This window comes from Acinetobacter amyesii, assembly GCF_023499985.1.
In the GTDB taxonomy this organism is placed as follows: domain Bacteria; phylum Pseudomonadota; class Gammaproteobacteria; order Pseudomonadales; family Moraxellaceae; genus Acinetobacter; species Acinetobacter amyesii.
Genome location: NZ_JAMCOU010000013.1, coordinates 48547 through 65356, shown reverse-complemented (window position 1 = coordinate 65356; position 16810 = coordinate 48547). Strand labels below are relative to the sequence as shown.

The following is a 16810-nucleotide window of genomic DNA, read 5'->3' as shown; positions in this document are numbered from 1 at the left end:
CCTCAGTGAATTGAATATTCTATGGGAGCATTTCCTTATAAGTAGGCAGCTTTAGATATGATGAACATTTATTGCCTAGCTAAGTCATACTTTATAGACCTATATATAAGCGTATTAACCATCCTGTGTATTTTCTAGTCAGTGTTTTGAATCTATGAAACGTGCAAGGCATTGACGATTTCTTTCATAAATCATGTAAGTTTGGAAAATCGGGTATTTGTCCAAATTTGTACAGGTATTGGCAAAAGTTAAATCTGTGGTGGTAAAGAAGCTTGCTGTTTGCATGCTGATTCTATTTTTTATTCGTCTATTACTGTGTTTTAGCGGTATATGTGTTGAATAAGTTTCCTTTCTTCTTGTTTATACTTTTAGGTGGAATCTACCGCATTGAGTCTTTTTCTATAAATGAATTGATAAAACAAGGCTCGAATGCTTTCCCGCGGAAAAAATTTATCTATATAAGTGTAATTCACGGTAGAATGCCCGAAACCTATATGGCCTGAGAACAAACATGGCAAAACATACGCAAAATTCATCACCTTTGGCAGAATTGATTGCAGAACAAAAGCTTTTATGTGAAGAAGTGGGTTCCGCATATGTAGAAGTGCAGGGCGATGATGTAATTGCGGTGGCGGTTCATACCTTAAATAAAGATCCAATTGTTGGTATTCGTAAGCCTGCAGAAGGTGATGAAAATGTCAGTTGGTATATTTATGGTGGTGAGCTTGAAGGCGCAGATAACTTTGAAACAATGACTGTGCGTAAACTGCAAGATGTTGTGCCTGAAGTGCTACCGTATTTAGCTTTGGATGTAGGCTATCGTTTTATGATCGATGCTGATGATTATGAAGATGTCTGGAAAGAAGGTGATGAGGCTTAATTTATGCATTCTCCGTTGATGTATAAACTTTATGTCCTTATTTTCTCTGTGTTTACTGCTTCTGTAGCATATGCAAATGTGAATGAAGCGGTTACTCGACAACTGACTCAAGCTGAATATAATGCTCAGATAAAAGCATATACTGAGCAAATTAATTCAACCAAAGCTATTTTGGATGATCCTGCATCTACTGCAACGGGTCAGCAGCAAAATCAAGCGTTTTGTTTAAGATTGAATGCATATCGACAGATATTAGAAATTTCTCAGCAAAATTTAGCTCTTGAAATGGCCAATCTAATGCAAGTGGCTTCACAGCACTATTTACAACAACAGCTACAGAGTATGCAGTCATCTGGCTTAAACGAAAGTGCGTTTTGTTCGAGTCCTGCAAAATAAATTTAGACATAAATTTTTCTTCTTTTTTAAACTCTAGTCTCACTTTCTTTCATTTTGTTCTATTTTTCAAAACTCTAAATAATCTGATATTTCAAAATTATTACAGCATTATTCACTATAGATGCATTTAGATTGTCAGGAAATGATATAAAATATGCTTAAAATGATAAGTCCATCACATTATTATGATCAAGTTAGAACGATTTATATGCAACAAACATCCCTGGTCCTGTTGCATAGATCAGTACTAATACATCAACTTGTTGATGTCGTTCTCTTTTGGCCACTGAATAAGTGGCTATTTTTTTGTGAAAAATTAAATGCTTAATCAGATTATAAATCGAATTTGGATAAAATTTAAATTATTCATGATGTGGCATCCTCATACATTGACTCATATGTGCAGTTTGGTTCGAGGAATACAGTCAAATGATTAAATCACTTTGTATTTTTATTATTTCACTCTCGGTATGAGTGATGGATAAATAGACAAATATTGCAAGTATGATAAGATAATTGAACACATTATTTTTGATGTTTGAGGAGTTGTTTACATGACAGCTTATACTTCAGTAATGAAAGCAAGCCAATATGAGGATGATATGATCCCGAGCCTTGCTATCCATGCATTTCGTCATGCTTTTGAACAAGCAAGTGCGTCATCCACTGTGGTTTATGTAAAAGGTCTACAACTGGTTCAACGTCTGCAAAATGGTCAAGAAGTACAAATAAAAGATGTATCAGCCGACTTTGTACAAGTGGATGATCTACCTAAAATTTTAAAACGTAAAAAGAAAATAGAGGAAATTGTTTAATACATGCCTCCACAACCTCGCATTAGAATGTTCGCGGGTCCAAATGGTTCAGGTAAAAGCACAGTTAAAGAATATTTATTGCCCCATCATATTGGGGCATATTTAAATGTGGATGAACTCGAAGCTCAACTGAAACATTCACACCGGCTCAATTTGTTGGATTACCATCCCGCTTTAAAATCAGAAGAATTAATTGACTTTCTCGATACGAAAAAACGTCCCGCGAATGGAGCATTAATTCCTCTATTAGCACGAAAACCGCAGATATTAGATCCGTGGAAAATAGAATTTCATCCAGACCAGATTGACTCATATCTTTGTGCAAGAATTATCGATTACATTCGTTTACAGTTTTTAGAGCTAAAAATTAGTTTTACCTTTGAAACGGTGATGTCCCATATTTCCAAGGTAGAATTTCTACGCGAAGCAAAAAGAAAAAGCTTTAAAACCTATCTGTATTATGTTTCCACTATTGATCCTGTTATCAATATTTCACGTGTTCAGTACCGCGTAAAAACGGGTGGACATGGTGTTCCAGAACAAAAAATTCGCGAACGTTATTATCGAAGTATGGATTTGTTAATGCAGGCGGTAGAAGCAACGGATCGAAGTTATTTATTTGATAACTCTGCCGATGGACAGCATGCTTCTTTCATTGCGGAAATTGAACAGGCTGAAATTTTAAAGATGAATTCAGGTATTCAGCGTTTACCGTGGTGGTTTGTAGATAAGGTGCTTAAAGAGTTTGAGCCAAATTAATATCAACTGAATATAATATAAAACAAAATAACAGGATGAACCTATGCAAAATAACGACTATAAATTACAACAACATGCAAACTCATCTTGATCAAGCCATTGAGCCGCAAGTTGAACAAGAACAGCAAAAAAATAGTACATCATCTGATCCTTTATCTTCTCTAGATTTGACTGACTTAGCTGAAATTGGTTCGAATATTATAGAATTGGGTTCAGATGCTTTAATGTGGGTGAGCGATGCACTCAGCGATATCAGTATTGATCTATAAATTATCTATTATTTCAATTAACTTCATAATAAACAGCCTATATTGAAAAATCTCCAAGGATATATTTCGTGATTTTTCAAGTTTATAAATTATTTCTAAATAAATTAATCAAACACTCTTGAAACGTTGAATTTTTCAATCAGGAAAGGCATGTCAGAATGAATATTTAGACTGGCGGCAGTTGGTTACTTCAATAAAATAGCCTAAGTATATAATAGATTTTAGAAACGCATGTGCACGCAGATCACTTAACCGCTTCTCAATATTTAAAACAAGTTCTTGGTGGTAAAATTGCGATGAGCCATAACATCAAGATTGTGCAGGAAACATTCAGCGCCATTTATAATTTTGATGTGAAATATTTTAATTCACATCAGTCTTTTGATTATTTATTTGCAGATCATGAGGCATTTAAAATCGGTGAGTTAAATGCCTATAACATTCCAACGCCTGGACATACACCTGCTTGTCTGAGCTATGTTGTTGTTGGTGATGCTGTGTTTGTCGGTGATACCTTATTTATGCCTGATTATGGCACACACGCTGTGATTTTCCCAAGGGTAGTGCGGCAGAATTATTCGACTCTGTACAAAAGATTTATCAGTTAGCACCTGAAATGCGCGTGTTTTTATGTCATGACTATTTACCAGAAAACCGGTCAAAATACTGCTGCGAAAGCAGTGTGCATGCACAAAAACAGCAGAATATTCATATCCACGTTGATACGAAAAAGAAGATTTTGTTACAATGCGAACTCAGCGTGACGCAAATTTGGCTATGCCCAAACTCATTTTACCTACCATACAAATCAATATGGATGCAGGTAAATTTCCAAAACCAGAAGGGAATGGTATCCGCTATTTAAAAATTCCTTTTAATCACTTTAAATCTGCAAATTAAAGACAAAGATCTTTTAGGTTGAATGCGGTTGGCTATTTCATTTTTAAAAATAGCCTAAGCAATTTAAATATTTGACACATACAAATAGCCTAAGTAAGGGTAATAAATTTTAACTGTCATTTGATTTCATTCCATCAACTAGGCATCATAATGTCAACATCGCAAAGTATTCAAAAATGATCCTAAATTACGAATATCATCAAAAATTAGAAGGCGAAACGTACCCGCTAGTCTTTATTCACGGTTTATTTGGCAGCCTCAGTAACTTAGGGATGCTTGCCAGAGCTTTTCAAAATTCACATTCTGTCATTCAGCTTGATTTACGAAATCATGGTAAATCACCTCAAAGTACAGAAATGAATTATCGTGAGATGGCAAACGATGTACTCGAAACATTAGATGCGATTGGCATCGATAAGTTTTCAGTGATTGGCCATTCCATGGGAGGCAAGGTCGCAATGCAATTGGCTTTAATCTCAGAGCGGGTAGAGCAACTTGTTGTATTGGATATCGCGCCCTTTGCATATCAAGAACGTCATCATGATGAAATTTTTAAAGCATTGATCGCCGTAAATAATGCGCAAATTCAATCTAGACAAGAAGCGGTTGAAATTATGCGTGAGTATATTCATTCGGATATGGTGATACAGTTTCTACTCAAGTCGTTTAGTAAAGGACAATGGTTGTTTAATGTAGATGCGTTGTATCAACAGTATGACCAAATTATTGGTTGGGAAAATATCGGAAATATTTGGCAACAGCCTGTATTGTTCCTCAAAGGTGGAGAGTCACCTTATATTTCAAAAGCGGAACATACTAAGGCTATAGAACACCAATTTCCACAAGCGAAAATTGTTGAGGTAGAAGGCGCAGGCCATTGGTTACATGCTGAAAAAACAGCTAAAGTTGTAGAAGAAATACAAAATTATCTAGAATAATACAGTGTGCCTTCACTGATATTCTGAAGGCACAACATCGAAATTATTCAATCGAAATATTATTGGCTTGAAGTTGACCTTCAGACGTGAGTAATGCAGCCATCTCTGCTGTTTTTTTCAGCCCTGGCATTCGATATTCTGTATGACCATAATCTTGAATAGATTTCCAGCGTCCGCCCCATGTTAAACCGACAGACTCAGCGGCTTGACCATAAAGTTGATAACCACGCATAGCCCAAGGGTCTCGTTCAGTAATGACCACTTTACCATTGCGTTTAAAGGCGACATCGGCTGCTAACCCAAATTGATGATAACTTTGGAAGCCTCTGGCACGAGTTGTATTCTTATTAGTAGCTAAATTATTTTGACGTTCAGGACTACGATAACCTTCAAGCAAAACCATTTCATAACCATGCTGTTCACGCATGATTTTAAACACCATTAATAAGCGCTGCTTATAACGAGGGTTCATTTTATGCCATTTACGATCTGCTGAAGGTACATCCGTAGAGTATGAATGCGTATGGATATCTTGAACTTCTGGGTTAAAGCTTGATGCCATTACAGATGGCTGCTCAATCATTGCTGCTTCTTCAGCGATCGCTTCTTGAACAAGATATTCTTCAACCTCAGGAGGCGCATCTAAAACCTGTCCATCAAGCATGGCGTAAATTTGTGGGTCGACTTTACGCAAATAATCAGCTTCCACTTTACTTGCAGTAATCGGGCGAGTAAAAGCAAATAATAAAATACTGGCAAACAGTAAGAAGCCTGCAAATAAAATCCACCATTGTTGTAAATGCCAGTGTGATTGAATTTGTTGCGGTGCTGCTGCATAGTTCAGTTCATAAGCAAAATTTTTGGCGTGCTGAATTCTTTTTTTACTTTGTGGAATGATTTGAAAGAAAAAATCCTGAACTTTAACTCTGAGTTCATAAGAAAAACAAAGCACTGTCACCAGTGCTAAGACAAAGAAACAACTAACCAAAAAGATGATCATGGGGAAACTGTAGCGCTCACAGTCGCATTAGCAGTGTTTGTTGCAGCAACCACTTTCGGACGTTTAGTTTCAGAAATTTGCGTTCCACCCATCGGTTCTTCAAAGTGTTCTTCTTTTGCTGCTTTCGTAGAAGGCTCTGTAGGTTTGGTCACCTTAGCTGTTGTTGGCGCAGCTTTTGGTTTTACTAATGTAGTTGGAATATGTTGCTTAACGGTTGTTGTAGCAGCTACAACAGGGCGCTGCGGTTGGGTAATTTCAAAAGGTGAACGGTTATTCGCTACAGCTTGAACAGGCTGAGTCACTTTAGCCGTATTGCCATGATTGAAAGCGGTAGCTAAATCATTCGAATATAAACCATTATCAGGATCTTTTTCTTCAGTTGCATGAACGGTTTGCGGCGCTGTTTCAGATGAAGCTTGCTTAATTTCGCTTTGACGGGGTGCAGTGGATGCTTCAGTTTCAGCTTTATCTTCAGTTGGGGCAGACGTAGTCATTTCTGCATTTGCAGGCTGATCGTCAGAACTTAGATAAAAATATCCCAGGCCAACAACAATAATGACCGCTGCACCAACAAGAAAGCCAATCGCAGCATGAGCTAAAGGCGGTAAATTATTCTTTTGAGTCGACTGTAAAATTCTAACGTTATTCGATTTTTCGTTTGCCATGGTGTCTAAGTCTTATGGTAAATGAATGGTGATATAAGCCTGTTCCGATGGTGCAGTTATGACATTTTGATATTGTGATAACGCCTGATTATTTTGGCTGGATAACATATATTTCAGTCCACCAAATGCTAATACAGCAAACAATGCCCAAAAGATAATGATCCAAAAAAATGGTAATTCACGGTGAATAATATTTTTAATTTGATCCGGCAGTGCCGCGAAAGGCGAAAACGCCTTTTTACCTTTCATATAATCAATTTCATCACCGACACGTGCAACGAGTGAATTGAGCATTTCAATCGATTCAAGTCGGTATTTACCATGAAAACCAAGGAGCATGCAGTAATGATAAACTTCAAGTGCTGCTAAACGATCTTTATTCTTAGAACGAATTTGCTCTAAATTTTCAAAAAAGCGGTAACCCGCAAGCTGTGAACCAAAAAGATTTAATTGCAATGGATTCATCATCCAATTGTTTTGTAAATCAAAAAAGCGTGCATCTTGTTGGGTGACAATGGTTTCATCTAATAAAGCGCAATAGGCATATTTTGCGTCCGTGATATCTTCATTGCTGAATTGAAGCTTACGGGCTTGGCTTTCAAATCGGTTTAATAGATCCATAATTTTTGTCCTGAAACTTTCAGGGCTGGATGGAACATATTGATTTTTGAGTAAGAAAACAATGTAAAACCCATCATGCAGTAGATCAACTAAATTGGTTGAACTGTTGATTTTCGGTTCAGTACTTGGTTTTGAAGAGCCTAATCCTATTTGACCATCGTCAAAAAGTGAAGGGGCATTATTTGAAATATTCATGATTGCTCCTTAACCATTCATCACAGCAATAAGTTCAATCGAGATATCTTGGAAGCCAGCTGGTATGTAAACGCAGATCGATTCAGAATCAAGCATACGCTGATACAAATCATTATTTGGCTCAACTTCAAAATAACTCACACCTGAACGAACTGGAATTGCTGTTGGCACTTGCATCATATGTTGCAATGGCACAGCCGGTAATGCCGCCATGACACGCTGTTCAACATCAACGGTATTACCGACTTTAAAGCGCAGCGGTACATAAGAAATAATGTCATGTGTAGGCATAACACTACTTGAAACAGCTAAATACAGGCGAGAATCGCGAGTAATTTTGTCACTTTCAAGGCTGCCCACCCAGTAGGATTGACGCGTTTCTTTCAAGTTAATACTGATATATCGATTTGAAATAATCGTATCGAGCAACTCACGTAAAATCACATCTAATTGAGCAAAACTTTCTTGCAAATTATGATGTTGATACTGTGGAAGCTGATCTACTTCGTAAGCTGTAGAGAAGGTGAGTAAGGAACCTGTCAGACGTAATAATTCAAAATATAAACGTTCAGGATGAATCAGTGGATATTGCAACAAATGATTTAGGGTTGCATGCGCAGTATTTAGCGCATTAACCAACCAAAATGACACGATATCGCCTGAACGGAATTCAATTAACTTTTGTTCGTTTTCACGATTGTTTGATTGAATGGTTTTAATTTTAGCTTTGATGATATTGAGCGTTCGTTTAAGCCCAGTAATCAGCGAATCACACGAACTAATATGTAATATTGGTGGGATAAATTGATAATCTAAAATAAAATTACCTGAACTTTGGCGCTTGATTCGGCCTATAGGCATATAAAGAAAACCATCAAGATTGTGCTGTGGTTCTTGGCCTAATTCAAAGATTTTGAACTCTGCACGGCGGCGTAATAAGGTAATTTCAGCAGCCGTTGCATCTGTAAACAAATCATGAGTTTCAGTCAAATGTGAATGATAGCGACTCGATTGGGTATTTTCTTCAAAATTGACGTTTCGTTTATTCGGTTGAACGATTGGTAATGCTAAATAAATTTGCATTTCACCGCGTAAATTTAATGAATCAAGTAGTACAGGCTCTGGTAATAAGTCTTGTGCAGGTGCTTGATAAATCTCGCCATCTTGCCAAATCATTTCAACTTTATTCAAAGCCAAAGTATTGGTACTGAGTTGTGATTCATCAAAAATTAAACTTTGAATACCATAAGCGAACGGTATTGTTGCGCGAACCGTATGGTTTAAACGCTGTTCATGATAAGCATCTTGTAATTGAAAGTGTTGCGGGCGTAAAAATAATCCTTCACCCCATAAAATTTTTTCTGCTTTAAACATTGTTTTTACCAGTCGCTATTCGATTCATTACTTTGTTGCTGAACACCTAACATTTCTTGTACAGCTTCAAGAGGGTTTTCATCCTTAATCACATGAGTTAACCATTCATGTAGAGGCATTTGTGACCATTTAATGGTTTTTTGCAGCATATAACTGACAGGGCTATGCGGCTCATTCACTTGAAAATAGTCAGCAATATCTTGCAAGACTTTCATGGCTTGTTCACGATTTTCAAGATGATTTTGCACTTGAGGTTTAAACTGCTGTGTATGCTGTTGTTGTATTATTTGCATATCATTCTGCACGGAAGTTACAGTGGAAAGTGTCTGGCTTTCAATTGGAGAATTTGATTGAACCTGTTCAGCGCTCGATGAATTGATAAAAGCATCTGCTTTATAGATTTTTTTTAAGCTCAAGTGAATCATTTCGATTTGAGAGTCAATGCCAGCAAAGCTTGGCGCATCTAAACCCATCAAATCATCAAGAGTCGTTTTTAAGTTTTCCCAATGGTTTAAAATATCTAAAAACTGTTGGTAATACTGGTATTGAATTGATTTTGACGTATTGAACAAGGCATGTTCAAACTGTTCCATACCATTAAAAGACTCTTCTTGATCATCATCTTCATGGTTGGATTTACGTCTTTGGTTTTGAACATGAAGTAGTCGATCATAGTCGGATAGGGAATAAGCTACCGCGCCATGAACGATTGAAACTGATTTAATTAATGTTGGGATTTGATTAATTATCCCTTGTAATAAACCTAGACGTTGATCAAGGTCATCATCTTCAATTTCAGGATGAAGTTGTAGCCAAAAGTCTTGCAAACTTTTTTGTGTAAGTTCAATCCCTTTGGCAATCCCTTCGAAACCATGAATGTGAGTCCACGCTTCAAGCAACCAACCATATAAGCGAATATCTTTTGTATGTTCGCGAAGTAGATCTGACGATTTTTGGTGCACAAAGCCCCAATCTGCCTGTTTTGGTTCTGCGATCCAGTCGCCTTGATCCAAGAGCGGGTCATCTTGTGTTTTAGCTTTTTTAATTGCATGAAAATCATTTGAAAATGAAAAATCACTACCGCAAGGTAAATCATCCGTAATCGGTTGCAATAAAGCGTCGAGCTCTAAACTCATATTCTACATCGTTCCTAACTTATGCTTCTAAGGTTTTAGTCTTTTTGCTGCTGCGTTTTTTCGCAGGTTTACTTTTAGGATCTAAAACATAAATAATTTCATCGTCTTTGACATCGATTTCAATGACTGATGGAATCTTTTGTTCACTCATCGCCATCAACAATTCAGTGGCTAAAGCAGGTAAGACCGTCGCATTTAAAATGTTGTCGACATTACGCGCACCACTATCGACCTCAGTACAGCGACTTAATAATAATTCGACTAAATCATCGGTATAGCGTGTTTGCGTACCATATTGTTTTTCAATACGCGCGGTGATTTTGCCTAATTTATGCTGAATAATGCGTACGAGCAGATCATCGTGCAATGGGAAATACGGCACGATACGCATACGACCTAAAAATGCCGGCTTAAATTGTTTATATAAAGCTGGTTTTAATACATCTAGAAGTTCTTCTGCTGACGGCCATTCTTCTACTGGCTGATTTAAACAAGCCTGCATAATGGCACTTGAACCTGCATTTGAAGTCAATAAGATCGTGGTATTTTTAAAGTCAATGACACGACCTTCACCATCTTCCAAAGTACCTTTATCGAATACTTGGTAGAATAGCTCTTGAACATCGCTGTGTGCTTTTTCAATCTCATCGAGCAAAACCACACTATATGGATTTCGGCGAACTGCTTCTGTCAGTACGCCACCTTGGCCATAACCGACATAACCTGGAGGAGCACCTTTTAAAGACGAGACGGTATGTGCTTCTTGATACTCAGACATGTTAATGGTGATTAAATGAGACTCACCACCATATAACTCGTTTGCTAACGCAAGTGCAGTTTCGGTTTTACCCACACCACTTGGGCCAACCAGCATGAAAACGCCTTGAGGTTTATTTGGATCTTCCAATTTTGCCTTGGAGGTTTTAATGCCTTGTACCAGTTGATGCAGTGCATAATCTTGACCCATCACACGTTGTTCTAACTGTGCTTCAAGCTTCAAAATTTGCTGAATTTCATCATTCACCATTTTACCAACAGGGATGCCGGTCCAGTCTGAAATGATTTCATTAATAATTTGAGCATTTACACGTTCAAAAACCAGCGGCGTTTGACCTTGTAAAGTTGCCAGTTGGTTACGAATATTGCTTAAAGTTTCAATATTTTCTGGTTTTTGCTCGGACTCTTGTTCAAGCGTTTTAATCTGTTGAATGATTTCGAGTTCTTTTTTCCACTGCGTTTCTGTTGACTGAATCTCTTGTTCAAGCGCGGATAATTGTGTTTTTACACTTTCAATGCGTTCGTGGTGAATCGGAATATTCTTATGTTCATTTTCAAGAATCGCCAATTCAAGCTTCAAATTATGTAATTGAGCTTGAAGTTGATCCAATTTTACAGGTTGTGCATTTTGCGTTAACGCAACACGCGCAGAAGCTGTATCTAAGACACTAATCGCTTTATCAGGTAATTGACGGCCAGTGATATAACGGTGCGAAGCATGGACTGCAGTAACGATAGCTTCATCGTCAATTTGTAAATTGAAATGTTTTGCCATCACTGGAATCATGGCACGCAGCATATCGATTGCGACTTCTTCAGTCGGTTCTTCAACCTGAATTACTTGGAAGCGTCGGCTTAATGCGGCATCTTTTTCAAAATACTGCTTATATTCAGCCCATGTAGTTGCGGCAATAGTTCTTAACTCACCACGTGCAAGCGCCGGTTTTAACAGGTTTGCTGCATCATTTTGACCTGCTTGACCACCCGCACCAATCAACGTGTGTGCTTCATCAATAAATAAAATGATTGGATGTGCAGAGGCTTGAACTTCATGAATGACTTGTTTTAAGCGATTTTCGAATTCACCTTTAACACTGGCACCCGCTTGTAGTAAGCCCATATCTAAAGTATGAATGCTGACATTTTTTAAAGCATCTGGAACTTGGTTGGTTGCAATTTTTAATGCAAGACCTTCAACAACGGCCGTTTTACCAACACCAGGCTCACCCGTTAAAATCGGATTGTTTTGACGACGACGCATCAAAATATCGAGCATTAAGCGGATTTCAAACTCACGACCAATCACAGGGTCAATGCCACCATTTTTAGCTTTTTCAGTAAGATTAATGGTGTATTGGTCTAGAGCTGGTGTTTTAACTGGCGTAGTTGCATTCGTTTGTGCTGCTGATTTTTCATCTGGTGATGCAGTTGCTAAATCTTCATTTTCAATGCTCTTTAGGCAAAGATCTAAAAATTTATGTTTAATCGTATCGATAGGTAATAAATCGAATAGAGAAGAAGCTCTTGCTGCAATTTGGTATAAATCTGGCGCGGTAAGGAGCGCAACAAGTAAATGACCACTACGAATTTGTGGATCTTGTTCAGCAGATGCTAATAACCAAGCTTGTTCAAGTAAGCGCACAATGGATTGGGCAAAAATAGGAGTGCGCGTATTTCCTTTTGGAAGTTGAGCAATACTTTCTTTGAGGTCATCTGCCAAACCATCTGCAGAAACTTTGTATTTTTCTAAGAGTATTTGAAGGTCATTTTTATTGTTATAGGTTAATAATTCGAGTAAAAAATGTTCAATTTCGATTTCATAATTTTGCTGTGAAATACATGTATTGGCTGACTTTTCGAGTGAAATGCGGGCGTGAGGTGAAAGTTTAGTAATTAAAACTTTTAAATTATTCATAAATAACTCATCAAATTTAGAATCCACAGTACAAAATTTTACAAGTTTGACTGTGATCTCTTTTTTCTTGCTATAAAAATAAAAACTTTAAAATCAACACCTTATATATTATTAGTGTCTTGCTTTAGGCGATATCATACAGACTAAATAAAAAAAGGAAAAAGATTTTTTTATAAAATGAAACAAAAAAAAACAAATAGTCAACAAACTTTGGAGTATTTGGCACATTTTTGTGTTGACTCTATGTGCTTATTTTTTGTTAAATCTGCAGCATATTTTTAATTTTGATAAATGAAGAGAAAACCCGCGGGAAAATAAGTGGTGATTTCTCCACATAAATTAAGTTTTAGCACGTAGAAATACAGAGGCAATTTTGAATAAATTTAGTGTTTTATTACCTATAATTTTAGCAGCCAGTTTAACACAAACCGTTTTTGCAAAAGATAAAGCGGCATCTGTGAAAAAATCCTGTTTAAAGGATTATCCACTGGCAGTAGGTGATACAGATCCAGAGATTATTGGTTTTTATAATCAGTTATGTGACAAAAAAAATAAGAAAAATGAGAACTTAAAAAATGAAATTTTTGTAGATATTGCCAAAAAATATCAAGCTAATGGTTACAATTTAAAAGCATTGCAAGCGGTCAATCTGCTACGAGAAAAGAACTATCAGTCGCCTGAACTTACTGATGTTACTTTTTTAGCAGGTATCGCTATTTCTTATAATGCGCTGAATCATATGCGGAGTAATGAAAATCGTACTCTAGATGAACAGACCTATTCTCCTGCCAAAGTGTTGTCGGATAATATTCGTTATATTCAGCCGACGATTGATAAATCTACGTCTGCTGCAGCAGATGTTCGTGAAAAAAGTACAGAATCTTCGAGCAATGTGAAATCTAAACAGACAACACCAGCTAAAAAACGAACCAATACAGCGTCTACCAAGTCTAAACAAACGACTACAGCAGCAAGCAAAAAGAAAACTACCACTACAGCAAAAACGCAGACTACAGCGAAAAAACCTGCTGCCAGTGGTTCACCTTTCGATACATTAAAAAATAAATAACAAGGAAAAGCACTCATGGCAAAACGTGAAAGTGTACAGAAAAAACTTCAACGAATTCGTCCTCCTCGTGTTCAATTGACTTACGATGTTGAAGTTGGCGACGGTAAAGAAATTAAAGAATTACCATTCGTTGTAGGGGTGTTAGGTGATTTCTCAGCGGCATCTGAAGTAGAGAAAACCAAATTAAAAGACAAGAAATTCATTAATGTTGATTTAGATAATATTGATGAAGTCATGGAGTCTTTAGCGCCACGTGCTAATTTTCAAGTTGAAAATACCTTGACTGAAGATGGTGGAAAAATGTCGGTAGATCTTACATTTAAGAGCATGGCCGATTTTACTCCTGAGCAAGTTGTACAACAGGTTGATCCACTACAAAAGTTAGTTGCTGCGCGCGAGCGTCTGTCTGACTTGCGTAATAAAATTTCAAATAATGAACGCTTAGAAGATTTATTGGATGAAGTGTTACATAACACTGATCAAATTCGTAAGTTGAGCGTGGAGGCAGAAAATGAGTAATTATAATACTGCTACTGCTGCAAACGTTGAAGCAACCGAAGAATATTCACTTTTAGATTCAATTGTCGAACAAAGTCGTATCGCGCGTACAGATCAAGAACATGATCGTGCAAAAAGTTTGATTGGTGAACTTGCTAAAGAAGTGATGGCAGGTACCATCACCGTTTCAGACAATATGACTTTATCAATTGATAAGCGTATTGCTGAAATTGATGCGTTGATTTCATCTCAGTTAAGTAAAATCATGCACCATGCTGAATTTCAAAAAATTGAATCGACATGGCGTGGTTTGTATTATTTCTGCCAAGAAACACCTTCAAATTCTTTAACAAAAATTCGTATGTTAAATACGACGAAAAAAGAATTGATTAAAGATTTCCAAGGTGCGACCGATTTTGACCAAAGCACGTTGTTCAAAAAAATCTATGAAGAAGAATATGGATCATTCGGTGGTGCGCCTTATGCAACATTGATTGGTGACTTTGAGTTTGACCGTACACCATCTGATATGTATTTGCTTGAGCAAATTTCACATGTCGCGGCGGCTGCACACGCACCGTTCATTTCGGCTGCAAGCCCAAATATGTTGGGTCTAGAATCTTTTACTGATATTGATCGTCCACGCGATGTTTCTAAAATCTTTGAAACCGCTGAATATGTACAATGGCGTTCATTCCGTGAAAGTGATGATGCACGATATGTTGCATTGACAATGCCACGTGTATTGGGTCGTTTGCCATATGATCCAAAAGAAGGTATTGCCACTGAAGGCTTTAACTTCGTTGAAGAAGTTTCCGGCGAAAACCACAATGAATATTTATGGATGAACGCGGCTTATGCCTTTGGTACACGTCTAACCAATGCTTTTGATATGCATGGTTGGTGTGCTGCGATTCGTGGTGTAGAAGGTGGTGGTTTAGTTGAAGGCTTGCCTGTCCATACGTTCAAAACCAATGATGGCGAAGTGGTCTTTAAATGCCCAACTGAAATTGCCATTACTGACCGTCGTGAAAAAGAACTGAGTGATCTTGGTTTTATTCCGTTGGTACACTGCAAAAATACGGATTATGCAGCATTTTTTGGTGCGCAATCGACGCAAAAACCTAAAAAATATGATAGCGATACAGCAAATGCCAACTCTGCATTGTCTAGCCAGATCCAATACATCATGGCAGTTTCACGTATTGCACATTATTTAAAAGCAATGATGCGTGACAAAGTGGGTAGTTTTGCATCAGCGGGTAATGTTGAGACCTTCTTAAATGAATGGTTATCGCAATATGTATTACTCGATGATGGTGCATCTCAAGAAGCTAAAGCTCAGTATCCATTGCGTGAAGCTTCTGTAAAAGTTGTAGAAAATCCAGCTTTGCCTGGTCACTACAAATCTGTGGTTTTCTTAAGACCACATTTCCAGTTGGATGAGTTGTCAGTTTCATTACGACTTGTGACCGAGTTACCTCAGTCCTCAAATTAATTTTGGGTCAACACTATAATAACTTTAAATAAATAGGTATTCAGAACAATGAAAGATATATACATTCAATTTCGTGGTAAGTACAAAGTAGACGGCGAATCTCGTGATGCAGAGCACAAGAGTTGGTTAGAAGTTAACTCTTGGACGCATAACATCCGTCAACCTAAATCTGCGACTTCTTCAAGTGTGGGTGGTCACACCGCAGAACGTGTAGAACATTCTGACATGGTTTTTGTTAAAGATTTAGATGCGACAAGCCCTAAACTTTGGGAAGCATGTTCAGCAGGTTATACATTTGATGAAGTTCAAATTGATTTTTACCGTGCGAATGGCGACAAACGCATTAAATATCTTCAAATCAAACTGAAACATGTGTTGGTTTCTAGCGTGACACCAACTGTAAATGATGAAGGTGTTCCACACGAATCATTTGGTTTGAAATATGCTGCAGTAGAGTGGACATATAACCAACAAGATATTAACGGTACTGCGAAAGGTGCTGTTACTAAGAAGTGGTCATTATCTAACAACACTGCTTCATACGCAGCGTAATAGATGGATTCAGATAGAGGCTTACTTGGGTAGCCTCTATTTTCATTTTTTTAAATATTTATAAGAAGATATGAATCTCGATCAGCTTTATCCTTATGGTTTTAGAACGACTTTATTTGACCGCTTATTACCAGCAGATGCTCAGCAGACTCAAGGTCTGTCTTTGCAAGAACTTCGTGAATCTGTTGCTTCCGATTTAGAGGATCTCCTCAATAGTCGGGTGGCAAAGTTAGATGAACTGATTGATGACTTTCCATTAGCAAAAAAGTCTATTTTGCAGTTTGGCATTATCGATTTTGTGGGCTTATCGACAGCAAATCCATCGGATCGTGACAAAATTTGTCAGTCAATTGAACAATCGATTGCTGCACATGAACCGCGTTTAAAGCAGATTCGAGTCGAAATGCTCATGGATGGCCATAATATGGGGGCACTATGTTTAAGTATTCAGGCATATTTAAATATTCATCCTTTATACGAACCAGTTATTTTTGATGCCTTATTAAAACCAACAACACAACAATATGTTATTTCTCCAAGAGCTTAATGAAGT

General features: G+C 37.4%; 17 protein-coding genes and 1 pseudogene. 12 read left to right on the top strand and 6 right to left on the bottom strand.

The window, feature by feature from the left end; translation table 11 throughout:
- The first annotated feature begins 511 nt into the window (after positions 1–511).
- The 7 genes and pseudogenes from M5F03_RS01725 to M5F03_RS01695 all read left to right on the top strand — a co-directional run bounded on the left by M5F03_RS01725 (position 512) and on the right by M5F03_RS01695 (position 4957).
- A complete protein-coding gene (locus tag M5F03_RS01725; RefSeq protein WP_078190788.1) occupies positions 512–880 on the top strand; it encodes an immunity protein Imm33 domain-containing protein in 369 nt (122 codons plus the stop codon).
- Positions 881–883: 3 nt separating this feature from the next.
- Entirely contained in the window at positions 884–1276 is a 393-nt protein-coding gene (locus M5F03_RS01720; RefSeq protein ID WP_249706153.1) for a hypothetical protein, read from the top strand.
- A gap of 554 nt (positions 1277–1830) precedes the next feature.
- Positions 1831–2091 (top strand): hypothetical protein, encoded by a 261-nt coding sequence (locus M5F03_RS01715; protein WP_168379492.1) that lies wholly within the window; start codon positions 1831–1833, stop codon positions 2089–2091.
- Between the two features lie 3 nt (positions 2092–2094).
- Positions 2095–2850, top strand: coding sequence for an ATPase (locus tag M5F03_RS01710; protein WP_249706151.1), 756 nt, complete (start codon positions 2095–2097; stop codon positions 2848–2850).
- A gap of 74 nt (positions 2851–2924) precedes the next feature.
- Entirely contained in the window at positions 2925–3119 is a 195-nt protein-coding gene (locus M5F03_RS01705) for a hypothetical protein (RefSeq protein ID WP_180115671.1), read from the top strand.
- Positions 3120–3337: 218 nt separating this feature from the next.
- A pseudogene (locus M5F03_RS01700) lies at positions 3338–4019 on the top strand (MBL fold metallo-hydrolase); the annotation flags it as partial.
- Between the two features lie 176 nt (positions 4020–4195).
- The gene (locus tag M5F03_RS01695; RefSeq protein WP_249706149.1) at positions 4196–4957 is read left to right on the top strand and encodes an alpha/beta fold hydrolase; all 762 of its coding nucleotides are present in this window, start codon (positions 4196–4198) and stop codon (positions 4955–4957) included.
- Between the two features lie 43 nt (positions 4958–5000).
- Here the strand turns inward: M5F03_RS01695 and M5F03_RS01690 are convergent, their stop codons facing one another.
- Genes M5F03_RS01690 through tssH form a run of 6 tightly spaced genes read right to left on the bottom strand, consistent with a single transcriptional unit; the run spans position 5001 to position 12640 of the window.
- Positions 5001–5957, bottom strand: coding sequence for a M15 family metallopeptidase (locus tag M5F03_RS01690; protein WP_078193371.1), 957 nt, complete (start codon positions 5955–5957; stop codon positions 5001–5003).
- Positions 5954–6622 (bottom strand): hypothetical protein, encoded by a 669-nt coding sequence (locus M5F03_RS01685; protein WP_249706148.1) that lies wholly within the window; start codon positions 6620–6622, stop codon positions 5954–5956. Before M5F03_RS01685 ends, M5F03_RS01690 begins: the two co-directional genes overlap by 4 nt.
- A gap of 12 nt (positions 6623–6634) precedes the next feature.
- The gene (gene icmH / locus M5F03_RS01680) at positions 6635–7438 is read right to left on the bottom strand and encodes a type IVB secretion system protein IcmH/DotU (RefSeq protein WP_249706146.1); all 804 of its coding nucleotides are present in this window, start codon (positions 7436–7438) and stop codon (positions 6635–6637) included.
- 9 nt (positions 7439–7447) lie between these two features.
- Positions 7448–8812 carry a type VI secretion system baseplate subunit TssK gene (gene tssK, locus M5F03_RS01675; protein WP_249706144.1) on the bottom strand — a complete coding sequence of 455 codons (1365 nt, stop codon included), beginning with the start codon at positions 8810–8812 and terminating at the stop codon, positions 7448–7450.
- 5 nt (positions 8813–8817) lie between these two features.
- Positions 8818–9948: a type VI secretion system protein TssA gene (gene tssA, locus M5F03_RS01670; RefSeq protein WP_111885477.1), complete on the bottom strand. Its 1131-nt coding sequence runs from the start codon at positions 9946–9948 to the stop codon at positions 8818–8820.
- 19 nt (positions 9949–9967) lie between these two features.
- Positions 9968–12640 (bottom strand): type VI secretion system ATPase TssH, encoded by a 2673-nt coding sequence (gene tssH / locus M5F03_RS01665; protein ID WP_249706142.1) that lies wholly within the window; start codon positions 12638–12640, stop codon positions 9968–9970.
- A 457-nt stretch (positions 12641–13097) separates the two neighbouring features.
- Between tssH and M5F03_RS01660 the strand changes: the two genes are divergently transcribed.
- From M5F03_RS01660 to tssE, 5 genes are all read left to right on the top strand, one after another.
- Positions 13098–13709, top strand: a complete 612-nt coding sequence (locus tag M5F03_RS01660; protein ID WP_180023731.1) for a hypothetical protein — start codon at positions 13098–13100, stop codon at positions 13707–13709.
- A 15-nt stretch (positions 13710–13724) separates the two neighbouring features.
- Positions 13725–14228 carry a type VI secretion system contractile sheath small subunit gene (gene tssB, locus M5F03_RS01655; RefSeq protein ID WP_078193364.1) on the top strand — a complete coding sequence of 168 codons (504 nt, stop codon included), beginning with the start codon at positions 13725–13727 and terminating at the stop codon, positions 14226–14228.
- Positions 14221–15705, top strand: coding sequence for a type VI secretion system contractile sheath large subunit (tssC, locus tag M5F03_RS01650; protein ID WP_180050798.1), 1485 nt, complete (start codon positions 14221–14223; stop codon positions 15703–15705). The genes tssB and tssC overlap by 8 nt, the downstream gene beginning before the upstream one ends.
- A 48-nt stretch (positions 15706–15753) precedes the next feature.
- Positions 15754–16257 (top strand): Hcp family type VI secretion system effector, encoded by a 504-nt coding sequence (locus M5F03_RS01645; RefSeq protein ID WP_078190771.1) that lies wholly within the window; start codon positions 15754–15756, stop codon positions 16255–16257.
- 70 nt (positions 16258–16327) lie between these two features.
- A complete protein-coding gene (gene tssE, locus M5F03_RS01640; RefSeq protein WP_078190770.1) occupies positions 16328–16804 on the top strand; it encodes a type VI secretion system baseplate subunit TssE in 477 nt (158 codons plus the stop codon).
- Positions 16805–16810 lie beyond the last annotated feature (6 nt).